General features: G+C 68.7%; 20 protein-coding genes. 11 read left to right on the forward strand and 9 right to left on the reverse strand.

Annotated features, from left to right (window positions below):
- The first annotated feature begins 19 nt into the window (after nt 1–19).
- From ACFWAY_RS21580 to ACFWAY_RS21600, 5 genes are all read left to right on the forward strand, one after another.
- Nucleotides 20–1,213 (forward strand): acetyl-CoA C-acyltransferase, encoded by a 1,194-nt coding sequence (locus tag ACFWAY_RS21580; RefSeq protein WP_378512057.1) that lies wholly within the window; start codon nt 20–22, stop codon nt 1,211–1,213.
- Nucleotides 1,214–1,217: 4 nt separating this feature from the next.
- Nucleotides 1,218–1,802, forward strand: coding sequence for a TetR/AcrR family transcriptional regulator (locus ACFWAY_RS21585; RefSeq protein WP_378512058.1), 585 nt, complete (start codon nt 1,218–1,220; stop codon nt 1,800–1,802).
- Between the two features lie 54 nt (nt 1,803–1,856).
- Complete coding sequence (locus ACFWAY_RS21590; RefSeq protein ID WP_005252730.1) at nt 1,857–2,432, forward strand: TetR/AcrR family transcriptional regulator; 576 nt, start codon at nt 1,857–1,859, stop codon at nt 2,430–2,432.
- Between the two features lie 52 nt (nt 2,433–2,484).
- Nucleotides 2,485–2,958 carry a winged helix-turn-helix transcriptional regulator gene (locus ACFWAY_RS21595; protein WP_378455435.1) on the forward strand — a complete coding sequence of 158 codons (474 nt, stop codon included), beginning with the start codon at nt 2,485–2,487 and terminating at the stop codon, nt 2,956–2,958.
- A gap of 95 nt (nt 2,959–3,053) precedes the next feature.
- Nucleotides 3,054–3,467: an ester cyclase gene (locus ACFWAY_RS21600; protein ID WP_378455436.1), complete on the forward strand. Its 414-nt coding sequence runs from the start codon at nt 3,054–3,056 to the stop codon at nt 3,465–3,467.
- A 66-nt stretch (nt 3,468–3,533) separates the two neighbouring features.
- Here the strand turns inward: ACFWAY_RS21600 and ACFWAY_RS21605 are convergent, their stop codons facing one another.
- Nucleotides 3,534–4,628, reverse strand: coding sequence for a Glu/Leu/Phe/Val dehydrogenase (locus ACFWAY_RS21605; protein WP_378455437.1), 1,095 nt, complete (start codon nt 4,626–4,628; stop codon nt 3,534–3,536).
- A 6-nt stretch (nt 4,629–4,634) separates the two neighbouring features.
- Complete coding sequence (locus ACFWAY_RS21610) at nt 4,635–8,147, reverse strand: indolepyruvate ferredoxin oxidoreductase family protein (protein ID WP_378512059.1); 3,513 nt, start codon at nt 8,145–8,147, stop codon at nt 4,635–4,637.
- A 138-nt stretch (nt 8,148–8,285) separates the two neighbouring features.
- Between ACFWAY_RS21610 and ACFWAY_RS21615 the strand changes: the two genes are divergently transcribed.
- Both ACFWAY_RS21615 and ACFWAY_RS21620 read left to right on the forward strand, forming a co-directional pair.
- Entirely contained in the window at nt 8,286–8,798 is a 513-nt protein-coding gene (locus ACFWAY_RS21615) for an Lrp/AsnC family transcriptional regulator (protein WP_073360678.1), read from the forward strand.
- Between the two features lie 23 nt (nt 8,799–8,821).
- Nucleotides 8,822–9,283 carry a 6,7-dimethyl-8-ribityllumazine synthase gene (locus tag ACFWAY_RS21620; protein ID WP_009474315.1) on the forward strand — a complete coding sequence of 154 codons (462 nt, stop codon included), beginning with the start codon at nt 8,822–8,824 and terminating at the stop codon, nt 9,281–9,283.
- A gap of 66 nt (nt 9,284–9,349) precedes the next feature.
- Here ACFWAY_RS21620 and ACFWAY_RS21625 read toward each other — a convergent pair whose 3' ends face one another.
- Nucleotides 9,350–9,991: a restriction endonuclease gene (locus tag ACFWAY_RS21625; RefSeq protein WP_378512060.1), complete on the reverse strand. Its 642-nt coding sequence runs from the start codon at nt 9,989–9,991 to the stop codon at nt 9,350–9,352.
- 191 nt (nt 9,992–10,182) lie between these two features.
- Here ACFWAY_RS21625 and ACFWAY_RS21630 point away from each other — a divergent pair, with 191 nt between their 5' ends.
- On the forward strand, nt 10,183–11,238 hold the full coding sequence (locus tag ACFWAY_RS21630; protein WP_378512061.1) for a 2,3-butanediol dehydrogenase: 1,056 nt from the start codon (nt 10,183–10,185) through the stop codon (nt 11,236–11,238).
- A 3-nt stretch (nt 11,239–11,241) separates the two neighbouring features.
- Here ACFWAY_RS21630 and ACFWAY_RS21635 read toward each other — a convergent pair whose 3' ends face one another.
- Nucleotides 11,242–12,753 carry a PucR family transcriptional regulator gene (locus tag ACFWAY_RS21635; protein WP_378512062.1) on the reverse strand — a complete coding sequence of 504 codons (1,512 nt, stop codon included), beginning with the start codon at nt 12,751–12,753 and terminating at the stop codon, nt 11,242–11,244.
- Between the two features lie 121 nt (nt 12,754–12,874).
- Here ACFWAY_RS21635 and ACFWAY_RS21640 point away from each other — a divergent pair, with 121 nt between their 5' ends.
- The 3 genes from ACFWAY_RS21640 to ACFWAY_RS21650 all read left to right on the forward strand — a co-directional run bounded on the left by ACFWAY_RS21640 (nt 12,875) and on the right by ACFWAY_RS21650 (nt 15,004).
- Nucleotides 12,875–14,326, forward strand: a complete 1,452-nt coding sequence (locus tag ACFWAY_RS21640) for a purine-cytosine permease family protein (RefSeq protein ID WP_378455443.1) — start codon at nt 12,875–12,877, stop codon at nt 14,324–14,326.
- Nucleotides 14,319–14,723: a YybH family protein gene (locus ACFWAY_RS21645; RefSeq protein WP_378455444.1), complete on the forward strand. Its 405-nt coding sequence runs from the start codon at nt 14,319–14,321 to the stop codon at nt 14,721–14,723. The genes ACFWAY_RS21640 and ACFWAY_RS21645 overlap by 8 nt, the downstream gene beginning before the upstream one ends.
- A gap of 128 nt (nt 14,724–14,851) precedes the next feature.
- Nucleotides 14,852–15,004, forward strand: coding sequence for a hypothetical protein (locus ACFWAY_RS21650; protein WP_167344011.1), 153 nt, complete (start codon nt 14,852–14,854; stop codon nt 15,002–15,004).
- 9 nt (nt 15,005–15,013) lie between these two features.
- Here the strand turns inward: ACFWAY_RS21650 and ACFWAY_RS21655 are convergent, their stop codons facing one another.
- The 5 genes from ACFWAY_RS21655 to ACFWAY_RS21675 all read right to left on the reverse strand — a co-directional run bounded on the left by ACFWAY_RS21655 (nt 15,014) and on the right by ACFWAY_RS21675 (nt 21,884).
- Nucleotides 15,014–16,375, reverse strand: a complete 1,362-nt coding sequence (locus ACFWAY_RS21655) for a bifunctional lysylphosphatidylglycerol flippase/synthetase MprF (protein WP_378512063.1) — start codon at nt 16,373–16,375, stop codon at nt 15,014–15,016.
- A gap of 97 nt (nt 16,376–16,472) precedes the next feature.
- On the reverse strand, nt 16,473–16,811 hold the full coding sequence (locus tag ACFWAY_RS21660) for a 4Fe-4S dicluster domain-containing protein (protein WP_378512064.1): 339 nt from the start codon (nt 16,809–16,811) through the stop codon (nt 16,473–16,475).
- The gene (locus ACFWAY_RS21665; RefSeq protein WP_378512065.1) at nt 16,808–18,403 is read right to left on the reverse strand and encodes an FAD-dependent oxidoreductase; all 1,596 of its coding nucleotides are present in this window, start codon (nt 18,401–18,403) and stop codon (nt 16,808–16,810) included. The genes ACFWAY_RS21660 and ACFWAY_RS21665 overlap by 4 nt, the downstream gene beginning before the upstream one ends.
- Before the next feature lie 141 nt (nt 18,404–18,544).
- A complete protein-coding gene (locus ACFWAY_RS21670) occupies nt 18,545–18,973 on the reverse strand; it encodes a pyridoxamine 5'-phosphate oxidase family protein (protein ID WP_378455449.1) in 429 nt (142 codons plus the stop codon).
- A gap of 1 nt (nt 18,974) precedes the next feature.
- Nucleotides 18,975–21,884: an FAD-binding and (Fe-S)-binding domain-containing protein gene (locus tag ACFWAY_RS21675; RefSeq protein ID WP_378512066.1), complete on the reverse strand. Its 2,910-nt coding sequence runs from the start codon at nt 21,882–21,884 to the stop codon at nt 18,975–18,977.
- Between the last annotated feature and the right edge of the window lie 35 nt (nt 21,885–21,919).

Genomic DNA, 21,919 nt, shown 5'->3' on the forward strand with positions numbered 1-21,919 from the left:
CTCTCTAAGGAGAAGCACAATGACGAACGCAGACCCCACCGTCCTCATCGCGGGGGCACGAACCCCTTTCGGACGCTTCATGGGATCGCTGTCGAGCCTGAGCGCCCAGGAGCTGGGTGGCCACGCCGTCGGTGGCGCGCTGGAATCCGCCGGCGTCGACGCACGCGCCGTCGACCACGTCGTCATGGGCCAGGTGCTCACGGCAGGCAGCGGCCAATTGCCGGCGCGCGTCGCGGCGGCGGCCGCCGGAATCCCCATGACCACACCGGCACTGAACATCAACCGGATGTGCCTCTCCGGAATCGACGCGATAACGCTGGCTCACCAGATGATCGTCGCCGGCGACGCGGACATCGTGGTCGCCGGCGGTCAGGAATCGATGAGCACTGCGCCGCACCTCCTGAGGAACAGTCGTCGCGGGCACAAGTACGGCGACACGGTTCTGATCGACCACCTCGCGTTCGACGGGCTCCAGGACGCCTTCACCGGGTCGTCGATGGGGGCGCTGACCGAGTCGAGGAATCCCGCGTACGGGATCACCCGGGAGGCCCAGGACGAGTGGGCCGCACGGTCGCACCGTGCGGCGGCACGCGCGCGGAAGGACGGCGTCTTCGCGGCCGAGATCGTTCCCGTTCCGATCACGTCCGGGCGGGGTGAGTCGCACGACGTGAGCCACGACGAGGGCATCCGGGCCGACACCTCGGCAGCGGACCTCGGCGGTCTGCCTCCGGCTTTCGCCGCCGATGGCTCGCTGACGGCGGGCAACTCGTCACCGATCTCCGACGGCGCCTGTGCCGTCGTGGTCACCCGGAAGTCGACGGCCGTCCGGCTCGGCCTGTCGTGGCTGGCCGAGATCGGATCGCGCGCCGTGGTCGCCGGACCCGATTCGGGTCTGCACGAGCAGCCGTCGAACGCCATCCAGGCCGCGTGCAGGCGCGAGGGGATCGCGCCTCGCGAACTCGATCTCGTCGAGATCAACGAGGCGTTCGCCGCGGTCACACTCGTCTCGTCCGAACGCCTCGGTCTCGACGCTGACCGGGTGAACGTCAACGGCGGCGCGATCGCGCTCGGCCACCCGATCGGCGTCTCCGGGGCACGGATCGTCCTGCATCTCGCGCTCGAACTGCGACGCCGCGGCGGTGGCGTCGGCGCAGCGGCGCTGTGCGGGGGCGGCGGGCAGGGGCAGGCCCTGATCGTGCACGTCGAACGGTGATTCGATGAGCACCAAGTACGACCTCAACCGCGCCGAGATTCTGCGCGTGTCCGCCGAGCTGTTCGCGAGGTCGGGCTACCACGGCACCGGGATCGCCGACCTGGGCACGGCGGTGGGGCTCGGCCGCGGGGCCCTGTACCACTACATCGGCAGCAAGGAGGAAGTCTTATTCGCGATCAGCAGCCGGCAGCTCGCGCAGATGAACGACGTGGCCGACGAACTCGCCCTGACCGAACCGGATCCGGAGCTACGCCTCCGCGGTCTCGCCCGTGCCCTGCTCCGCAACATCGCCGAGCACCGTGCGGAGTGGACGGTGTTCTTCCGCGAGTACCACGCCCTGACCGGTGATCGGCGTGCGCGGGTCGTCGCGGCACGCGAACGGTACGAATCGCATTGGCGGCACGCGTTCGACCAGGGCGTCCGGGACGGCGTGTTCACCCTGTTGCCGCCGTTGATGGTCAAGGGTGTGCTCGGCATGTTCAACTACAGCTACCTCTGGCTCACCGCCGACGGGGCCCGCACCCCCGAGGAGATCGCCGACGGCTTTCTCGACGCCCTGATCACCGGGCTGGCCGCGCCGAACCCGTGATCCGGGCCGTCTAGACTCACATCTTCGACCGCCGGGAGACAAAGGGGCCCTTCGATGAGCGACAAGTACGACGCCAACCGGGACCGAGTCCTGCAGGTGGCCGCCGAATTGTTCGCGAAGTCGGGCTACCACGGCACCGGGGTCGCCGAGATCGGTGAGGCCACCGGGCTGGGCCGGGGCGCGCTGTACCACTACATCGGCAGCAAAGAGGCAATCCTCTACGAGATCAGCAGCCGGCAACTCGCGCAGATGAACACGGTCGCCGACGAACTCGCGCTGTCCGAGGCCGATCCGGAGAAACGGCTGCGTGGCCTCGCACGAGCGCTCATGCGGAACATCGCCGAGCACCGCGCGGAGTGGACGGTCTTCTTCCGCGAGTACCACGCCCTGACGGACGAGCGTCGCGACCGGATCATCGCCGAACGTGAACGCTACGAATCCCATTGGCGGAACGCGCTGGAGCAGGGCATTCGCGACGGACAGTTCCGCGCTCTCCCGCGGCTGATGGTCAAGGGCCTGCTGGGCATGTTCAACTACAGCTACCTCTGGATCACCCCCGCGGGCGCCGAGACACCCGAAGAGATCGCGGACGAGTTCCTCGACGCAGTCGTCACCGGGATGCGGGCGTGAGGCGGAGCCGCTGACTTGGACCTGCCAAGCCAGTGAGGACTATCCTCGACGCATGAGTCCGTCGTCGGCCACGCCCGCCCGTTGCTCCATCGCGCGCACCCTCGAAGTCCTGGGCGACAAGTGGACGCTGCTCATCGTCCGCGACGCCTTCTGGGGCAACAGTCGATTCTCGGAGTTCACCCGCAGCCTCGGGGTGGCGTCCGACGTACTCACCGCACGGTTGGCGATGCTCGTCGACGAAGGAATCCTCGAACGCCGCGCCTATCGCAAGGAAGGGTCGCGGGAACGTCAGGAGTATGTGCTGACCGAGAAGGGCAAGCAGCTGCATGTCGTGATCGGGGCACTGGGCCAGTTCGGTCGCGACCAACTGCCGCGTCCGGGTAGCACCTCCCCCGAGTACACCGACGAGACCACCGGCGAGGCCGTGTCCCTCGCCTTCGTCACCGACGACGGTCGACGCGTTCCGGCATCGACTGTGCATGTGCAGCGGGGAACGCCGGCGCCGGCGGGCCATTCGCAGGGTTAGCCGCACCGCCCACCACAACTCCTGAAAACGGGGGCGCTACCTCGTCATATCCATGCTAACTTGGAAATACCAAGTCAGCGAGAGGCAAGGAAACCATGTCTGTACAACACGGAGTTCACGCAGTCGAGAATTTCTGGGCACGGGTGTGGCAGTCACCCCAGGACCCGCACGCGATCGATGAACTCGTCGCCGACGATTTCGTCATCGTCACCGGCGGGGAGGCGATCCGCGGCCGGGACGCCTTCAAAGAATGGGTGCGGAAGTTCCAGGCGACCGTCGAGGATCTGGAATTCATCCCCGTCGAAACGTTCCAGAACGAGGACGGTTCCCGCGTCGCGTCGCTGTGGGAAATGACCGGCCGCAATCGCGGGTTCATGGGCACCGAACCCGATGGGCAGCCCATTCATCTGACGGGCACCGCGGTGTGGAACGTTCGCGCCGACGGGATGCTCGAATCCAACCGCGTCGAGCGCAATGCCTGGGAGTTGCACCGGCGGCTGACAGCCTAGGCGCTTCGCGCCCGTGCGCCTTTCTGGTCGCGGGAGCTACCAAAAAGGCGCACGGGCCCGGAGGGCCTACTTGGCTGCAGCGATCCGGGCCTCAGCGACGGCGTCGGCTGCGGCGCCGGCGAGGATGCCGTCCCGCTTCGCGACGTCGAGGATTTGCACGACGGTGGCGAAGATCTTCTCGACCTGCGCTCGGACGTCGTCTGCGGACGTTCCGAGCCGCTCGCCGGCGACCTGGATGAGCCCGCCGCCGTTGGCGACGTAGTCGGGGACCCAGGTGATGCCGCGTTCGCCGAGGTCGTGCTCGACCGCGGGGTGGGCGAGCTGGTTGTTCGCGGCCCCGCAGATCACCTGGGCGGTGATCGCGGCGACGGACTCGTCGGTGAGCGTGGCGCCCATCGCGCAGGGCGCGTAGACGTCGAGTTCCTGGCCGATGACGCTGGACGCGATCTTGACCTCGGGGAAGTCGCGGGCCACCCGGTCGAGTGCGGCGGCGTTGACGTCGGTGGCGACCACCGACGCGCCGTCGGCGAGCAGCAGCTTGATCAGCTGGTAGCCGACCTTGCCGGTGCCCTCGACGCCGACGGTGCGGCTTGCGAGGCTCGCGGTGCCCCACTTCGCCTGGGCTGCGGCGCGCATGCCCTGGAACACGCCGAGCGCGGTCATCGGGGCGCTGTCGCCGGACCCGCCGGCGGACGTGTTGCGTCCGACGACGTAGTCGGTGGCACGGCCCATCACGTCGAGGTCATCCGAGTTGGTGCCCACGTCGCCGGCGGTGATGTACCGGCCGCCGAGCGTCTGGACGAACCGGGCGTACGCCTCGAGCAGCGCCTCCGACTTTCCGGTGGCGGGGTCGCCGATGATGACGGCCTTGCCGCCGCCGAGGTCGACTCCGGCGATCGCCGATTTGTAGGTCATGCCCCGCGACAGGCGCAGCACGTCCTTGAGGGCGGCGGCCTCGTCGGCGTACGGGTAGAAGCGGGTTCCGCCGAGCGCCGGTCCGAGGGTGGTGTCGTGGATCGCGACGATCGCCTTGAGTCCGGTGGCGGGGTCCTGGAAGAACGTCACCTGCTCGTGGGCGGTGTCGGTGGGGAAATCGGTGCGCTCGAACACTCCAGCGTTTTCGGGCAGTGCGGTGTCGTGACGTTCCGCGGTGAGAGTCATGTCTTCTCAGGACCTTTCCGGAGTGGTGGCAATCGTGATGGTGGAGGTGTCGACGCCGAGTTCGGCGAGACGCTGGAGGTAGACGGTGATGTTGCGCAGCTTCACGTCCTCGTAGCCCCGGACGAGGTCGGGAGTCGCGGCGATCAGCGTTGCGGTGTCGTAGGTGTCGGCGGAGAGGTCGGCGACGAGGCCGGCCACCGTGGTCTCGTAGTGCGCGAGCAGCTGACGCTCGAGGCGACGGACCTTGGCGTAGCCGAACGGGTCGAATGCGGTGCCGCGCAGGAACTTCGCCTTGGCGAGGGTCTTGAGCGCCACGTGCGAGCGGGGGCCGAATCCGATCTTGGTCTTGCGGCCCATGGCCTTGAGGACGGGCGGGTGCAGCTTGTAGGTGAGCTTGCCCGCGCCGGGGACTTCGCCGGCGGCGGCGTCGAGGAACGCCTGGTCGGTGAGCATCCGGGCCACTTCGTACTCGTCCTTGTAGGCGGTGAGCTTGTGCAGGCCTGCGGCAACGGCCTCGCTGAACTCGGTCCGGCTGCCCAGCCGGCGCTCGGCGTCCCATGCCTGCTGCACCAGGGCGAGGTAGCGGGCGGCGACGCGGTCACCCTGGAAGGCAACGAGGTTCGCGGCGCGGCGTTCGGTGAGCTCGAGCGTCGCACCGTCGAGGGTGGACCCGGCGAACAGGTGCGCCGGGACGACGGTGTCGCTGCGCTGAGCCACGGCGGCCGAGCTGGTGGCGGCGAGGAAGGCCGCCCGGTCGGCGACGGCGACGCGTCCCCAGTGGAACGCGGCCTTGTTGGACTCGACGGCCACCCCGTTGATCTCGAGGGCTTCCTCGATGAACCGGGCGGGGACGGGCAGTCCGCCGGCCTGGTAGGCGGCGCCGACCAGCAGGAAGTTGGCGGCGGCGGTGCTGCCGAACAGTGCGGTGGCGGCGGCGAGCCCGTCGATCGCGGTCAGTTCGCGGGCCGAGACGTCGAGGCGCTCGAGCAGCTTGTCCTCGTCGGGGTAGCGGACGGCGGGGTCGTAGACCATGTCGCCGGTCGGGGTCTGGCTCGTCGACGCGACGGTGATGGTGCGGTCGGAGCTGCCGAAGCCGGCGTACTTGGCGTCGGCCGCGGTCAGCAGGTCGAATGCGAGGACGCAGTCGGCGGTCGCGGGGCTGATCCGGTTGGACGGCGCGGAGCTTCCCGACCGCGTCTTCTGGTCGCTGAGCCGCAGGTGCGACGTGACGGGTCCGGCCTTCTGGCTGAGACCGGTCTGGTCGAGTCCCTCGACGTGCAGCCCGGCGCGCAACGCGGCCATGCCGAGCACCTGGTTGACGGTGACGATGCCGGTACCACCGACACCGGCCATGAACAGGTTGTGCGTTCCGGTCCACACGGCGGGATCGGGGTCGCCGACCTCCGGCGGAACCGGGATCTCGCGCAACGTCTTCGGTGCGCCCTCCTCGGGCAGCTCGACCGTCACGAACGACGGGCAGTCGCCCTCGAGGCAGGAGTAGTCGGTGTTGCAGCTGGTCTGGTCGATCTTCGTCTTGCGGCCGAATTCGGTGTCGACGGGCTGCACGGACAGGCAGTTGGACTTGACGCCGCAGTCGCCGCAGCCCTCGCAGACGGCCTCGTTGATGACGACGCGGGTGCGGCGGGCGGGCAGCTTGCCGCGCTTGCGCTTGCGGCGGGCCTCGGCGGCGCACTGCTGGTCGAAGATCAGCACGGTGACGCCCTCGATGTCGCGGAGGACGCGCTGCGCCTCGTCGAGCCGGGTCCGGTCCCACAGCAGCGTGTTGGCGGCGAAGTGCGCGCCCTTGTGCCGCTTGGGATCCTCGGCGCACACGATGATCTGCTTGACGCCCTCGGACGCCAACTTGTGGGTCAGCTGCGGCACGGTCAGCCCAGCCTCGGCGTCCTGGGCGCCGGTCATCGCGACGGCGGAGTTGTAGAGCACCTTGTACGTGATGTTGACGCCGGCGGCGACGCACGCCTGCACGGCGAGCTGGCCGGAGTGGAAGTAGGTGCCGTCGCCGACGTTCTGGAACATGTGCTTGACGTCGCTGAACGGGGCCTGCCCGATCCACTGCGCGCCCTCGCCGCCCATCTGGGTGAGCATCGTGACGGCGCTGTCGGTGCGGCCGGACATCGTGACCAGGGTGTGGCAGCCGATGCCGCCGCCCGCGATCGATCCCTCGGGCACCGCGGTGGAGCGGTTGTGAGGGCAGCCGGAGCAGAAGTACGGGGTGCGCGACGTCGGCAGGACGGTCAGCTCGAGGCGCGGCGGCGGGGCGGGCGTCAGCGCGACCCGGTCCTTGAGGACGCGGCGCAGCGGTCCGGTGAGACGGGCGGCGGTCAGTTCACCGTCGACGGGGATCAGGTTCTTGCCCTGCGCGTTCTTCTTCCCCAGCACGGCGGGCGCGCTGGCGCCGCCGTAGAGGATGGCCTTGAGCTGCGACTCGACGAACGGCATCTTCTCCTCGACGACGAGGACCTGCTCGACGCCGTCGGCGAGTTCGCGAACCTTGTCGGCGCCCAGCGGGTAGGGCATGCCGACGCGGAGGATGCGGATGCCGGCGTCCTCGAGCTGGGAGTCGCCGAGCCCGAGGTCGAGCAGGGCCTGGCGCAGCGAGTCGTACGCGGTGCCGACGGCGGCGATGCCCAGCCACGCGCTGCGCGGGTTCACCTCGATCTTGTCGATCTCGTTGGCGGCGTTGAACGCCTCGACCATCGCCCAGCGCGGCCCGTACAGGTCGGCCTCGGCGTAGACGCTGTCGGGCGGGGACGCGAGCACGCGCTGCCGGTACGACCACGGCTTGCCGTTCCACTCGATCTCGGGGAGCACGATGTCGAGGTCGGCGAAGTTGCGGTCGAGGGTCCACAGTCCGTCGGCCACGTCGGCGACGATCTTCATGCCCGACCAGCAGCCGGAGATCCGCGACAATGCCACACCGTAGAGGCCGAACGTGATGACCTCCTCGGCATTGCGCGGGAAGAACACCGGCATGCCCATCGCGGCCATGGACCGCTCGCTGGCGCAGGGGATGGTGGAGGACTTGGCGTTGGGGTCGTCGCCCACGAGGACGAGAACGCCGCCGCGGGCGTTGGCGCCGTACATGGCGGCGTGCCGGATGGAGTCGCTGGCGCGGTCGAGGCCGGGACCCTTGCCGTACCAGACGCCGACGACGCCGTCGTGGGTGCGCTCGCCCTGCGGGAGGTCGACCTGGCTGCCCCAGACGGACGTCGCGGCGAGTTCCTCGTTCATGCCGGGCACGAACTTCACGTCGTGGTCGGTGCTCAACGTGGGGATGGCGGCGATGGTGCGGTCGAGGCCGGCGAGGGGGCTGCCCTGGTAGCCGGAGACGAACGTCGCGACGTTCAGTCCCGCGCGGCGGTCGCGTTCGTGCTGCTCCACCAGCTGGCGGGCGATGGCCTGCACGCCGGTCATCAACACCGGGCCCGAGTCGGCCCGGTATCGGTCGGCGAGATCAAAGGATGCTGCACTGGTACGAGCGTCGTCTAGCTGAGTCATCTGCGATTCCCGATCCGTCGCGTTGAGCATTTCGTGAGCTTGATCCTGTATCTGGTCTAAGATTTGGTCAACGCAAATCGGATCAACTGATCAGTTCACGCAACAGGTGACGGTCGTCACTTCCCGGAGGTACCCAAAGTGCTCAGCATCGACAAGCTCGACGTGCAGTTGCTCGGACTGCTCGGCAAGGACTCACGCATGAGCGTGGCCGAACTCGCCAACTCGCTGGGCGTCGCCCGCAACACCGTCCAGTCCCGGATGAAGCGGATGGAGACCAGCGGACTGCTCACCGGCTTCCGCCCCAACCTCGACCTCGCCGAGGTCGGGATTCCCATCCAGGCGTTCGTCGGGCTCGAACTCGAGCAGGGCAAGCTCACCGCCGTCGGCAACCGCCTCGTCGACCTACCGGAGGTCATCGAGATCCACGCGACCACCGGCCGGGAAGACCTGCTGGTGCGGGTGGCCACGTCCACTCACGCGGAGTTGCAGAAGTTGCTCGAGAAGATCGCGAATCTGCCCGGCATCACGCACTCGACCACCACCATCGCGCTGACCAGCCCGCTGCCGTACCGGATTCAGCCGCTGCTCGAGCACCTCACCGACGACTCCGGGTGGGGCCGGTCCACGGCACTGCCCCGTTCACAGCATTAGGACCGGTGCAGTAGTTTCAGACCATGAGTGAGAGTCAGGGACGGATCGCGTTCATCCAGGCCACGTGGCACCGCAACATCGTCGACCGCGCACGCGAGGGCTTCACCGACGAGGTGACCACGCTGGGGTATTCGAAGGACGAACTGGACTTCTTCGAGGTGCCGGGCGCGTTCGAGATCCCGCTGCACGCACGCCGCCTCGCCCTCACCGGGCGTTACGACGCCATCGTCGCCGCCGCGCTCGTCGTGGACGGCGGCATCTACCGGCACGAGTTCGTCGCGACCGCGGTGATCGACGGCCTCATGCGCGTGCAACTCGACACGGACGTGCCGGTGTTCTCGGTTGTGCTGACGCCGCACCACTTCCACGAGCACGACGAGCACCTCAACTACTTCCACGACCACTTCGTCAAGAAGGGCGCCGAAGCCGCTCGCGCCTGCGTCGCCACCGTCACATCGCTGAAGTCGCTGCCGACCGCGAACTGAGATTCGCCTACTCCGAATCCACGACGAGAAACCACCGTCAGTGCGTACTGACGGTGGTTTCTCGTATTACCGGTCCTTCGCGTGCCGGTGCTGGACGTAGAGGAGCCAGAACACCGGTGCGCCGACGACGGCGAGGATCGTCGCGAACACCCGCAGCCCGACGTTCCCTTCGCCGAAGGGGGCGATCATGAGGACAATCGAGCAGATGACGGCGCCGAGGAGTTGCCAGTGCGCGCCGAAGAAGCCTGCGACCATCGCCCATGCGTTGCGGGCGACGATGCGCGCCGGCGACTCGGGCTCCGGTGGCGGCGGCGGGGACGGGTCCACCGCAACCGTCGAGTTACGCGCGGCGGCCACCAGTTTCGGGGCGTGGGTGCCGACCGGCGGGGTTTCGCCGTCGGGCTCGCACCGGAACAGGGCGATGCCCACCGTGTCCGCGTAGTCGACGGCCTCGTCGGTGTATCCGGGGCCGGAGAAGTACAGGAGTTTCCGGGCGTGGCTGGTTCCGCGAGTGCCGTAGAGGTTCGCGAGGTCCGACCTGCCTGCCGTGCCGCCACGCCACTTCACCTGCGCGTACGCGCGTGACGAGTAGACGTCGATGCCGCCGTCCGCGCCTCCGAGCAGCGCTGTGGCGTCGCCGTAACCGAGCTTCTGCATCTGCTCGGCGGCATTGATTTCAGCTTCAGCCGCCGTGCGTATGCGTGCCATGCCTCACTCCCCCAGATCGAACCAGTCCTTCCCCTCGAAGATACCCGCGGATCCGGCCAAACCAGCTATCCGCCGGTGAACGTCACACCGGCGCCATCGAATTGCAACACACTGCAACTCTTCCCGCTCCCGGCAGCGCGCCCGTACCGTTCCCCGAATCAGCACGTTCACAACGTAGTGAGGGCGGATTCATGAGGGCAGCACGCTTCCACGGACGACGCGACATCCGGATCGACGACATCCCCGAGCCGGAATTGCGGCCGGGCGCGGTGAAACTCCGGGTCGCGTGGTGCGGCATCTGCGGCACCGACCTCCACGAGTATCTGGAAGGCCCGATCTTCATCTCCCCGCCCGGACATCCGCATCCGCTGTCGCACGAGAACGCGCCGGTGACGATGGGCCACGAGTTCTCCGGGACGGTGAAGGAGGTCGGTGCGGGCGTCACCGATGTCGCCGTGGGCGACAACGTGGTGGTGGAGCCGTACTTCGTGTGCAACGAGTGCGCGTCCTGCAAGGCAGGCAACTATCACCTGTGTACGAAGATGGGTTTCATCGGATTGGCCGGTGGCGGAGGCGGACTCAGCGAGAAGGTGGTGGTGGATCGCCGGTGGGTACACAAGATCGGCGACATCCCGCTCGACGAGGCGGCCCTGATCGAACCTCTGAGCGTCGCGCATCATGCGGTCGTCCGCAGCGGGGCCAAGGCGGGTGACGTCGCGCTCGTCGGCGGTGCCGGGCCGATCGGTCTCCTGGTCGCCGCGGTCCTCAAGGGCATGGGTGTCACCACGATCGTCACCGAACTCAGCGACGCCCGGAAGCAGAAGGCGCTGTCCAGCGGAGTCGCGCATCACGTGATCGACCCGTCGTCGGAGGACGTGAAGGCCCGCGTTCTCGAGCTGACCGACGGTGTCGGCGCCGATCTCGGGTTCGAGTGCGCGGGGGTGAACGCCGTCCTCGACACCATCCTCGACGCCGTCCGGCCCGCAGCCGTGGTGGTGAACGTGTCGATCTGGGGCAAGCCCGCGACGGTCGACATGCAGAAGCTCGTCCTCAAGGAGATCGACCTGCGCGGCACCATCGCCTACGTCCGCGATCACGAGGCGGTGATCGAGATGGTGCGCAGCGGGGTGATCGACCTGGCCCCGTTCATCACCGGCCGGATCGAACTCGACAACCTGGTCTCCGAGGGCCTCACGACGTTGATCGAGCACAACGACACGGCGGTGAAGATCCTGGTCCGGGCGTGACCGTCAGTCGGGTTCGTCCGTCGACGGGGTCACCGCCCTGGCCTTGAGCGCCAGCCACAACTCCATGCGGTCGTCGGCCTGGTCGAGGTTCCGTCCGGTCAGCGCCGCGATCTTGTCGATCCGATTCCGGACGGTATTGCGGTGCACGGAGAGGGCGGCCGCCGCTGGGTCCCACGCCCCGTTGGCTCGCAGCCATTCCTCGAGCGTTCGCTGGAGTTCGACGCGCTCGCGCGGCTCCAGTTGATCGAGCGGTGCGAGGACGGCGGTCGAGAAGCCGCTGAGCACATCGGCCGAGCCGAGACGCAGCAGCAACTGCACGGTCTCGCCCTCCTTGGCGTCGACGGCGCGGCCCAGTCGGGCACTGACCGCGACGAGGGATCGCGCCTGCATCGCCGACACGGCCAGCGCGTCCACGGGGACCAGCGCGCCGATCCCGATCGCACATCCCTCCGCGACCCCCGACAGCAGATCCGCGAGCCGGGCGGACTCGGGGTGCGCGATCTCGATGTCCGAATTGCGCTGCCTCAGGACGGAATCGGGAAGGACCGAACCGATCCGGACGGTCAGGTCGGCCACTGAGTCGGGAGTGGAGCGCACGACGGCGATCTGAAGGGGGTCGCGGGACAGCCCGATGCCGGCGGCGATCTGATGCGCGCGTTCCCGTCGAAGTCCGGGCCGGAGCAACTGCGCCAGCGCCGCCGCCCGCCGCTGCCGCTCGGGTTCGCCGGCCACGTGTCGGCGTTCGAGTTCGAGCGACAGGAGCGAGACGAGAACATTGGACGCGTGCCGCAGCGCGCTGTCCGCCGACCGCTCGAGCACGACGAACGCGAGCGGGTTCTCGAGGCGAACGGGGTGCAGTTCGAGTTCCCGCCGACCGGCGCCGCCGAACGCCGTCCAGCCCCTGGCGCGGGTGGTGTAGCGACCCACCTGGTCCTGGGCGTCCAGCAGGAACGCCGCGTCGACGCCGTCGGAGAGTTGGACGACCCCGCCCGACGCGTCCAGCACCGCGCAGAGGGAGCCGCTGACGGAACGCCACTTGTCGAGCAGGCCGCTCAGGGGCGACGGTCCGGCCGCGACCGCGGTGAGCTGATAACTCAGTTCGATGGCGTCCTCGAGCGCGCGTTTCTCCTCCTCGGCTATCCGGGAGAAGATCCACTTGGTGATGGCGATGAACGGCACCGAGTCGGGGGCGATGAGCAGCGGGACGCCGAATTCACGCGCCGCCTCGACGAGCGGCGCCGGTGGTGCCTGATAGGGCAGCCCGTGCCCCAGACCGAGGCACAGTGCGGCGACCCCGCCCGCGACGCAGTCCCGGACGTAGTCGCGGCATCCGGATTCGGTGGTGGGAAGCATGAGGCCGACGGTCATCAGCAACTCCCCGCCCTGGAGCCAGTCCCGCGGACGCGTCAGTTCGGACACGTGCGCTGCGGTGATGGGGTTGCCGACTCCCGCCGTCCCGCTCATCGACGTGAGCCGCAGCGTGGGAGCGGACAGGACGTCCTGGACGGTGATCACCGGCGACCTCTTGTACGAATTGCCCAACCGTAATAGACGAACTGTACATCTCGCCTCTGGTGCCGGAGCGGCGCAGTGCGCAGAGTAGTGATCAGAGCCACAGCACCTCCTAGGAGTTTCAGTGTCAGATCACTCCGGCGACACCGCCGCGACCCTCGGTGGCACCATCGAGACCCGCTCGATCGACTACGTCCCCGAGGACGAACGTCACGGGAAGGTCCGCGACCAGGGCCCCTTCTGGTTCGTCGGAAACTTCCAGCCCTTCACCGTGGCCATCGGCTTCGTCGGCCCCGCCCTCGGCCTGTCGTTGGGCTGGACGGTCGTCGCGGGCATCCTCGGCATCTTCTTCGGAACGTTGTTCATGGCGTTCCACGCGTCGCAGGGACCGGTCCTCGGACTCCCGCAGATGGTGCAGTCCCGCGCACAGTTCGGCTATCGGGGTGTCGTCCTCGCACTGATCGGGACGTTGTTCACGTACGTCGGGTTCAACGTCGTGGACGTCGTCATCATCAAGGCGGGCCTGCACAGCATCTTCGGCTGGAACGCGGCCGTCATCGCGGTCGTCATCACCGCGGTCGCAACTCTGCTCGCGATCTACGGTCACGATCTGCTGCACCTGTCGTTCCGTGTGCTGTTCTGGCTGTCGCTGCCGCTGTGGGCCATCCTCACGTGGGGCGTCGTGTTCGGGCACGCCGGCGGCGACGCGGGCGCCACGACCGGCGGGTTCACCCTGCTGGCATTCATCGCCCAGTTCAGTGTCGCGGCCTCCTACAACATCACCTACGCGCCGTACGTGTCGGACTACTCGCGGTACCTTCCGCGCAACACGCGAACGTCGGCCATCGTGTCGGCCGTGTTCCTCGGCGCGTCCGCATCACCGGTCTGGCTGATCCCGGTGGGCGCATGGATGGCCACCCGGCTCGGAGCCACGGATGCGCTCGCCGGCATCCACGACGCCGGCAACGCGGTGGTCCCGTTCCTCGGTAGCGTGCTCGCCCTCGTCGCGACGCTCGTGCTGGTGGCCACCATGGGCCTGAACGCGTACAGCGGCATGCTGACCGTGATCACCGGCATCGACTCCTTCCGGAAGGTCACCCCCTCCCGCCGGATCCGGGTGGTGACCGTCCTCGCACTGGCCGCGGTCTGGCTGGTGCTGAGTCTGCTGTTCACCGATTCGACGACCGTCCTGAACACGACGCTGCTGATCATGCTGTACCTCCTCGTGCCGTGGACCGCCGTCAATCTCACCGACTTCTTCTTCGTGCGCCGCGGGCACTACGCCATCACCGACCTGTTCACGCCGGACGGGCTGTACGGAATGTGGTCGTGGCGGGGCATGACGGCCTTCTTCGCCGGCATCGTCGCGTCCGTTCCGTTCATGGTGCTGCCGTTCTACGTCGGACCGATCGCCGCGGCGCTCGGTGACGTCGACGTAGCGTTCGCGGTCGGACTCGCCGTGTCCGGGATCGTGTACTGGGTCCTGTCCCGGTCGCTGGACCTCGACACCGAGGAACGGTTCATCGAAGACAGCGAGGCGGCACTCGCAGTCGAGGAGACCCACGCTCATGGCTGACACGACGACGGCAGACGTCCAGCACGCGATCGACGCTCTGATCCGGGCATTCGGCGAGCACGACACGACCGCCTACTTCGAGGCGTTCAGCCCGGACGCGACGTTCGTCTTCTACACCCACCCGGTGCCGCTGCCCAGTCGCGAGGCCTACCGCGACCTGTGGACCGAGTGGGAATCGGACGGGTTCCGCGTCCTGGCGTGCCGTTCCAGCGAGCAGAACGTCACGTTCCCGGCCCCGGATGTCGCGGTGCTGACCCACCGTGTCGGCACCACCGTGCGGGATTCGACGGGAACGGTCGAGCTCGACGAACGGGAGACCATCCTGTTCCGGCGTCGCGAAGGCTCGGGCTGGATCGCCGTCCACGAGCATCTGTCGCCCCAGTCCGGGTCAGCGTAATAGCTGACAGATAGCTGGTTCGGCGTGGACCGCGTCACATCAGGACCCCGCCGGGTTGCGGAGACGGACGCCCAACGGTGTACTGGTGAGTAACTCTGCCCGGCTCGGCCTATCGCGAAGGTGCACAGATGACGGACGAACGGCCCGGCAAGAAGCAGACCCCACCGGAGAAGGCGACGAGACCGACACCGAAGGAGGCGACCCCGGACGTCTCCAAGACCGATCTCGCGGCCGTCGTCGACGCGCTCACCGCGACGAACGAGAAGAATTTCGACTTCTGACCTCGCGCCTCAGCCCCGCTCCCGGTGCGGCACGAACTCGAACGTCAGGCACGCGAACGCCACGGGCAGCAGGTAGCGGAAGCGCAGGAGCACGTATCGTCGATTCCCGATGGAATGGAACTTGCCGAGGTAGCGGTACAGCGATTCGAGCGAGATCAGCACGTCGCCGAGGTGCAGGACACGACGGAAGAGCCGGGCCCCCGCGCCGGGTGCAACGGGGTCGAGGAGTTCGGGGAATGCCGCGAACGACAACGAGACGTATCGCGCACCGGTCTGCTCGGCGTACCGGATGACGTCGACGGTCATGCGTTCGTCGGTGCCGTTCGGCGCGCCGTCGCCGCGCCACGGAACGTCGAGGCTCAGTTCGCGGGCGGAATCGGCGGTGCCGTAACGCTGGAAGGCCACGGCGCGACCGGTGCAGTCGCGGGCGACGACGAGGAGAAGACCGGGGAGCGTGCCGTCCAGCAGGTGGTCGAGGATCATCGAGAATCCGCGGTGCTGATGTCCGGCACGCGTGTCCTCGACGATGTCCGTCAACTCCCGCCGCGTCGGTTCGCCGAGCGCGGCTTCGGGAACGATCTCAGTGGTGAGTCCGGCGTTGTGGGTGCGTTGCACGGCCTGCCGGAGGTTGCGGAACTTTCTGCCGTGCAGGGTGAAGTGTCCGACGTCGATCACGACGTCGCGGCCGATCGGGACCGCTGTCAACGGCTTTCGGGTGTCGCCACCGATCTCCCACAGCCTGCAGGCGCGCTCCCCCGCGCCGAGCACGGCGACGCGCCAACCACGTTCGGCCGCGAACTCGGAGAACTCGTCGAGGAGGGCGCCGAATTCGAACGCGTTGCCGATGGGATCGCCGGAGACGACCGCTATTCCGGACCGCGCCCGGTAGGCGATCGCCGCGGTGCCCGACGCGTTGAAGTAATACGACTTCGCCGAATTGAGCGCGAACGGCGACAGTGGATCGTCCGTGGTCTGCTGGATCAGCGAGAAGACGCGGGCACGGTCCTCGGGCTGCGGCACACTGCGCACCGGCAGCATCAGGACGGGTCCGGTGGCCACGAGGAGGAGGAACCCCGGAGTCGAATGTGCGCTCGTGTACGCCACATCCGCGGCCGCCACGAACAGCACTGCAGCCACCGAATGCGTCATGGTGACGGGCCGCCGCAGGTGCAGTCCCCGGGCCACCAGCAGGACGGCGATTCCGGCGGCCACCATCCACGTGCGAACGGGACCCGGCCGCCCTGCCATCCACATGAGCACGAGACCGACCACGACAGTCGCGCCGACGAGCGCCATCCGCGCCGCGGGCGATTCGGGCCGGTACACCCGCAGCCCGGGCACGGTCATCGGTGTCGACTTCGAATTCTGCATCCGCACCCCTGCACCAGGTAACGACTGTTCCGGTACCTCCAATCTAGCGGCTCCGACGCCCGTGAGTGGTTGACGAGTCCCTGGACTCGCTACGCACTCACGGGCGAAGCCTTGGCGGCGGCGCCCCGTGCGGCAGGGACGGCCCGACAGCCGTGAGTGAGCCCGCGGCACGCCCCTTCCCCCAGCCGAGCTTCTCGCGATACCGGCCGATGTGGTCCTGCGGGATGTCCTGCCCGTCGACGAGCGGCGTGGACTGCGGATCCACGTAGAGCGCGTCGACCGGGCAGTACGCCTCGCACATGAAGCACGTCTGGCAGTCCGATTGCCGCGCGATCACGGGGATCCCGGTGTCGGTGCGGTCGAACACGTTGGTGGGGCACGCGTCGACGCACTTGTCGCAGCCGATGCACGCGTCGGCCAGCAGCACCTCGATCACGAGGCCACCCGCAACAGCCCACTGCGCGCCGCGCCGGTCGTGGTCCAGACCTCGCCCAGCCCACCGGTGAGCACGTGGTGGTGCTGCGCGGGGTCGAGGTCGGGGTAGTCCGCGCGCTTGCTCATGCCACGGGTTTCCGTCCGCGCGAGCGTCGAGTGGTACATCCACCGGCCCACCGCGGTGATCGCCGCGGCCTGACGGGCCCGGACGCGGTCGTCGCCGGACTCGCCGCCGAGCCCCAGCGACAGTGCCGTCCACAACGACTCCAGTTCGTCGAGCGCACCCTGCACCCGCGCACCGTCCCGCAGGTAATTCTTCTCGTACGGGATGAGTTCCGCCTGCGCGGCCGCTACGACGGCGGACGCCTCCAGCCCCGACCGCTGTGTGGGCCGCAGTCCGGCCCTGCCGGCGGGACGCAGATCGCCCGCCCGGACCCGACGTTCGGTTCGCGCGAAGCGCGCGGCCCCCGTGCCCGCCCAGCTGCCGGACGACATCGCCCACGCCGAGTTGTGGCTGCCGCCGCCGGTGAAGCCGCCGCAGATGCGCTCGCGGGTCGCGGCGTCGCCCGCCGCGAACAGGCCGGGGACGGACGTGGCGCAGGCGTCGTCCACCACGTCGATGCCGCCGGTTCCGCGCACCGTCCCCTCGGCGAGCATGCTGACCTCGAAGCGGTCGGTGAACGGGTTGATGCCGCGACGGTCGAACTGCAGGAAGAAGTTGGGCTGGCCGAGTCGCATCTGGCGCTGCACGTCGTCGTCGGCGCGGTCCAGCTGCGCGAACACCGGCTCGGACAGCAGCGTTTTCGCGATCACCGAACGCCCCTTGGTGGAGCCGGCGCCCTCGAGGACGCGTCCGTCGGCGTGGAAGAACGTGGCGTAGCCGTAGTAGGCGGTCTTGGTGATGGTGGAGTTGGCGGGGACGATCGCGTACGCGTTGGAGAACTCCATGCCGGAGAACGTCGCACCCACCTCGGCGGCCATCAGCGCGCCGTCGCCGGTGTCGACGTTGGTGCCCAGTGCGCGGGACAGGAACGCGCAACCGCCGCTCGCGATCACGACGGCGCCGGCGGTGATCCGGTAGTCACGGTCGTCCTGGCGCAGGTAGCCCGCCGCACCGCGCACCTGCCCGTCGGTGTCGACGAGCAGTTCGAGGGCCGGCGAGTGGTCGAGAATCCGGACCCCGGCCTTCTTGACCCACGCCCGCATCCGTCGCATGTATTCGGGCCCTTGGAGTCCGGTGCGGATCTGCCCGCCGGTGTCGGGGTCGACGGGGAACGGGTACCGGCCTTCCTCTCCGAGGAGGTTCATGTTCGCGTACGTCTGGTCGAGGACGCGGTCCATCCAGTGGTGGTCGGCGAGATGTCCGCCGAGCGTTTCGCGGCTGGCCTTGGCATTCGCCCGCGCGGTCGGATCGGGGTCGACGTACCAGACGCCGGTGCCCGAAGGCGCGGTGGCGCCGCTGGTTCCGCAGTACCCCTTGTCGACGAGGACGACGGCCGCCCCGGATTGCCGTGCGCGTAGGGCGGCCCACGTTCCTGCGGGGCCGCCGCCGATGACGAGGACGTCGGTGCTCAGGTCGAGAAGTTCGGTCATGAAGGGCGCTCCTGTCGAGGCGGAACAACTGCCCTTCAACGCTTCCGCACATCGGCCCACACCGCCATCGTCAGAATCAGCGTGAGCTGAACGCCCGTGCGCCTTTCTGGTTGTCCCAGCTACCAAAAAGGCGCACGGGCGCTACGCGCCTCTCCCGTAGTCGACGCTCAGCCAGTGCTCCGGCCGCATGCGGATGACGATCGCGTTGTCGTCGTACGCCTGCTCGACGAACCCGTCGACCTCGTCGGCGGGCAGGTAGCGGGCGGCGAGTCCGCGGACGGCGTCTGCGGTGGGTGATTCGTCGAATTCCGCGGGACCTTCGACGCTGACGTACCGGTACGGGGGCTTCTCGTCCTGGGCGACGAGGCTGAAGCGGCCGGCGGCGCGGATCAGCCGCTCCTTCAGCGACCCGCGACCGGTCCAGACGTATACGTCGCCGCCGGGTTCGTAGCCGTACCAGATGGGCACGGTGAGCGGGGCCCGTCCGTCGCGGTCGACGGCGATCACCCCCACGTGCACGTCGGCGAGGAACTTCTCGCGCTGTTCACTGGTCATCGACAACTGCGACATTTCAGTCTCCGCTCTGAGGTTCGGGTTTCGACGGTGGTGCGGGGTCGAGCAGCTGGGCGAGGTGTTGCGACGATCGGGACGGGTCGAGTTGCCGCACCTGCATGTGGCAGCTGAATCCGTCGGTCAGCACGACTGCGTCTTCGGGACTGTCGCGCAGTGCGGGGGCGAGTGCCTGTTCCGCCACCTGCATGCTGAGGTCGTAGTGGTCGGCCTCGAACCCGAAGTTTCCTGCGACGCCGCAGCATCCGGTGGCCTCCCGCACGCGTTGGACGCCGACGGCCTGCAGGGCCTTCCGCTGGCCGGCGGCGCCGAACACGGCGTATTCGTGGCAGTGGGTCTGCACGGTGACGTCGTCGGGCAGAGTCACGCTCGGGGTCCAGCCTGCCTGTGCGCGCTCGAGGACCGCGCCGGCGAAGCTCTGCACGCGGGCGGCGACGCGTCGGGCGGCGTCGGTATGGACGAGTTCGGGCAGGTCCTTGCGGAACGCGGCGGCGCAGCTCGGTTCGAGGACGACGATGGGACGATCGGTGCCGTCGTCGAGGAGTTCGGCCGCCTTGGCGAGGGTCTTCTTGGCTTGCTTCAGCTGTCCGGTGGAGATCCACGTCAACCCGCAGCACACGTCACTGCGGCACTGCGAGCTCAGGCCCGCCTCGGCGAGTACCCGCGACGCGGCACCGACCACCTCGGGACGGAACCCGCGGGTGAACGTGTCGGCGAGCACCACGACGTCCGCGGTGCCGTACTGCGACGTCTCCCCGACCTCACGGCGGATCTGCTTGCGGGACGCGAACTCCGGCATCGACCGGTGCGGGGTGAGCCCGCCCAGTTTGGCCGCGACCTTCGCCAGCCGGCCCGCGGTGAGCCGATTCACCACGGGGGCCGAGCGTTCGGCGATCTTCAGCCAGACCGGCAGCCAGCCGAGGGAGTAGTGCGACAGCGGACGCACCCGGCCGCGGTAGTGGTGGTCGAGAAATTCGGACTTGTACGTGGCCATGTCGACGCCCACCGGGCAGTCGGTGGAGCACGCCTTGCAGGACAGGCAGAGGTCGAGGGATTCCTTCACGTCCTCGGAGCGCCATCCGTCGGCGACGGTCGGCGAATTACGGACCATCTCCTGCAGGGCGCGGGCCCGGCCGCGGGTGGAGTCCTTCTCGTCGCCTGTCGCGCGGAAGCTGGGGCACATCACCCCGCCGGTCGACGCCCGGCAGCGGCCCACCCCGATGCAGCCCTGGACGGCGTGGACGAACGCTGCGACGGGGACGTCGCTGGTGGGGGTGAGGTCGAAAGTGGTCTGCCACGACCGCGGGTTCACGCCGTCGAGAGCGAGGCTGCCCAGCAGCGGTTCGGGGTCGACGATGCTGCCCGGGTTCAGCACGGCCGCCGGATCCCAGAGCCGTTTGAACGTCGCGAACGCCGCCATCATGGTGGGGGTGTACATGATCGGCAGCAGCGCCGACCGTGCGCGACCGTCACCGTGCTCCCCCGACATCGATCCCCCGAACCGCACGCACAGTTCCGCGGCGCGGTGGATGAACCGCGACATCACGTCCCGGCCCTCGTCGGTACGCTGGTCGAAGTTGATGCGGATGTGCATGCAGCCGGCGCCGAAGTGCCCGTACATCACGCCGGTGAGCCCGAATTCGGCGAGCAGTGCCTTGATGTCGACGAGGTAGTCGGCCAGCTGGTCGGGTGCGACGGCGGAATCCTCCCAGCCCGTCCAGGATTCGCCGCCCTCGACGAGTCGGGCCGACAGTCCGGCGCCGTCCTCGCGCACCCGCCACAGCGACGCGCGTTCCGCCGGGTCCCCGACCACCCGCGAGTCGACGAGCCGTCCGGCCGCCCGCAGCTTCGAGACCAGTTCGGCCCCGCGCAGTTTCACCTCGGCGAGATCCTCGCCGTCGAGGTCGACGTACAGCCAGGCCTCGCCGTCGGGCAGCCCGACAACGGAGTCGGCGCCGCGCAGGTGCCGCATGGTGTCGACGATCGCCGAGTCGATGCCCTCGATCGCGGCGGGCGAGTACGCGAGGATCAGCGCGTTGTCGCGGGCCGCGTCCACCAGGTCGCGGTAGCCGAGGCACAGCAGCATCGCCGCGGGCGGCACCGGCACCAGCGCGACGGTCGCGGCGACGATCACCGCGCACGTCCCCTCACTTCCCACCAGTGCGCGGGCGACGTCGAAGCCGTTCTCGGGCAACAGGTTCGCCAGGTGAAATCCCGACACCTGTCGCGGGATGCGGCCGAGTTCGAGCCGGAAGTCGCCGAGATGCTCCTGCGTCAGCTCGTCGAGTCCAGCGGCGATCCGTTCGGCCTCGCTCACCGCAGATTTGTCTTCCGGATCGGTCGCGCGCAGCCCGTCGCGGGTGGCGGTCAGCCGGTGCCCGTTCGCCGTCACCAGATCGAGTGCGACGACGTGATCGGACGTGCGGCCGTATCGCACGGAGTGGTTGCCGCAGGCGTCGTTGCCGATCGCACCGCCGACGGTCGCGCGGGACTTGCTGGACGGGTCGGGCGCGAAGGTGAACGCGCCGTCCGTCGCCAGTTGCACGTCTTTCTGCAGGTCCGTGAGGACGATGCCGGGTTCGACAACGGCGGTTCGGGCGGACGCGTCCACGGCCCGCACCTGATTCATGTGCCGGGAGAAGTCGAGTACCACTCCCCTGCCGATCGCGTTGCCCGCGAGTGACGTACCGCCACCCCGACTGGTGATGGGGATGCCGCGGTCGGTGCAGGCCCGGACGATCGCCACCACGTCGCCGGCGCTGCGCGGAAATGCGACGGCCAGCGGCGGCACCCGGTAATTGGAGGCGTCGAAGGAGTATTCGGCGCGCCGCCGCGATCCGGTGTCGAGGTCGATGCCCAGCTCGGCGAGCTCGGCGTGCAGGTCGGCGGCGGGACGTGTCAGCTCAGCCACGCGTCGATCTGTCCCGTCTCTGCGGAGTCAGCTAC

This window comes from Rhodococcus sp. NPDC059968 (assembly GCF_042738615.1).
Taxonomy (GTDB): Bacteria; Actinomycetota; Actinomycetes; order Mycobacteriales; family Mycobacteriaceae; genus Rhodococcus_F.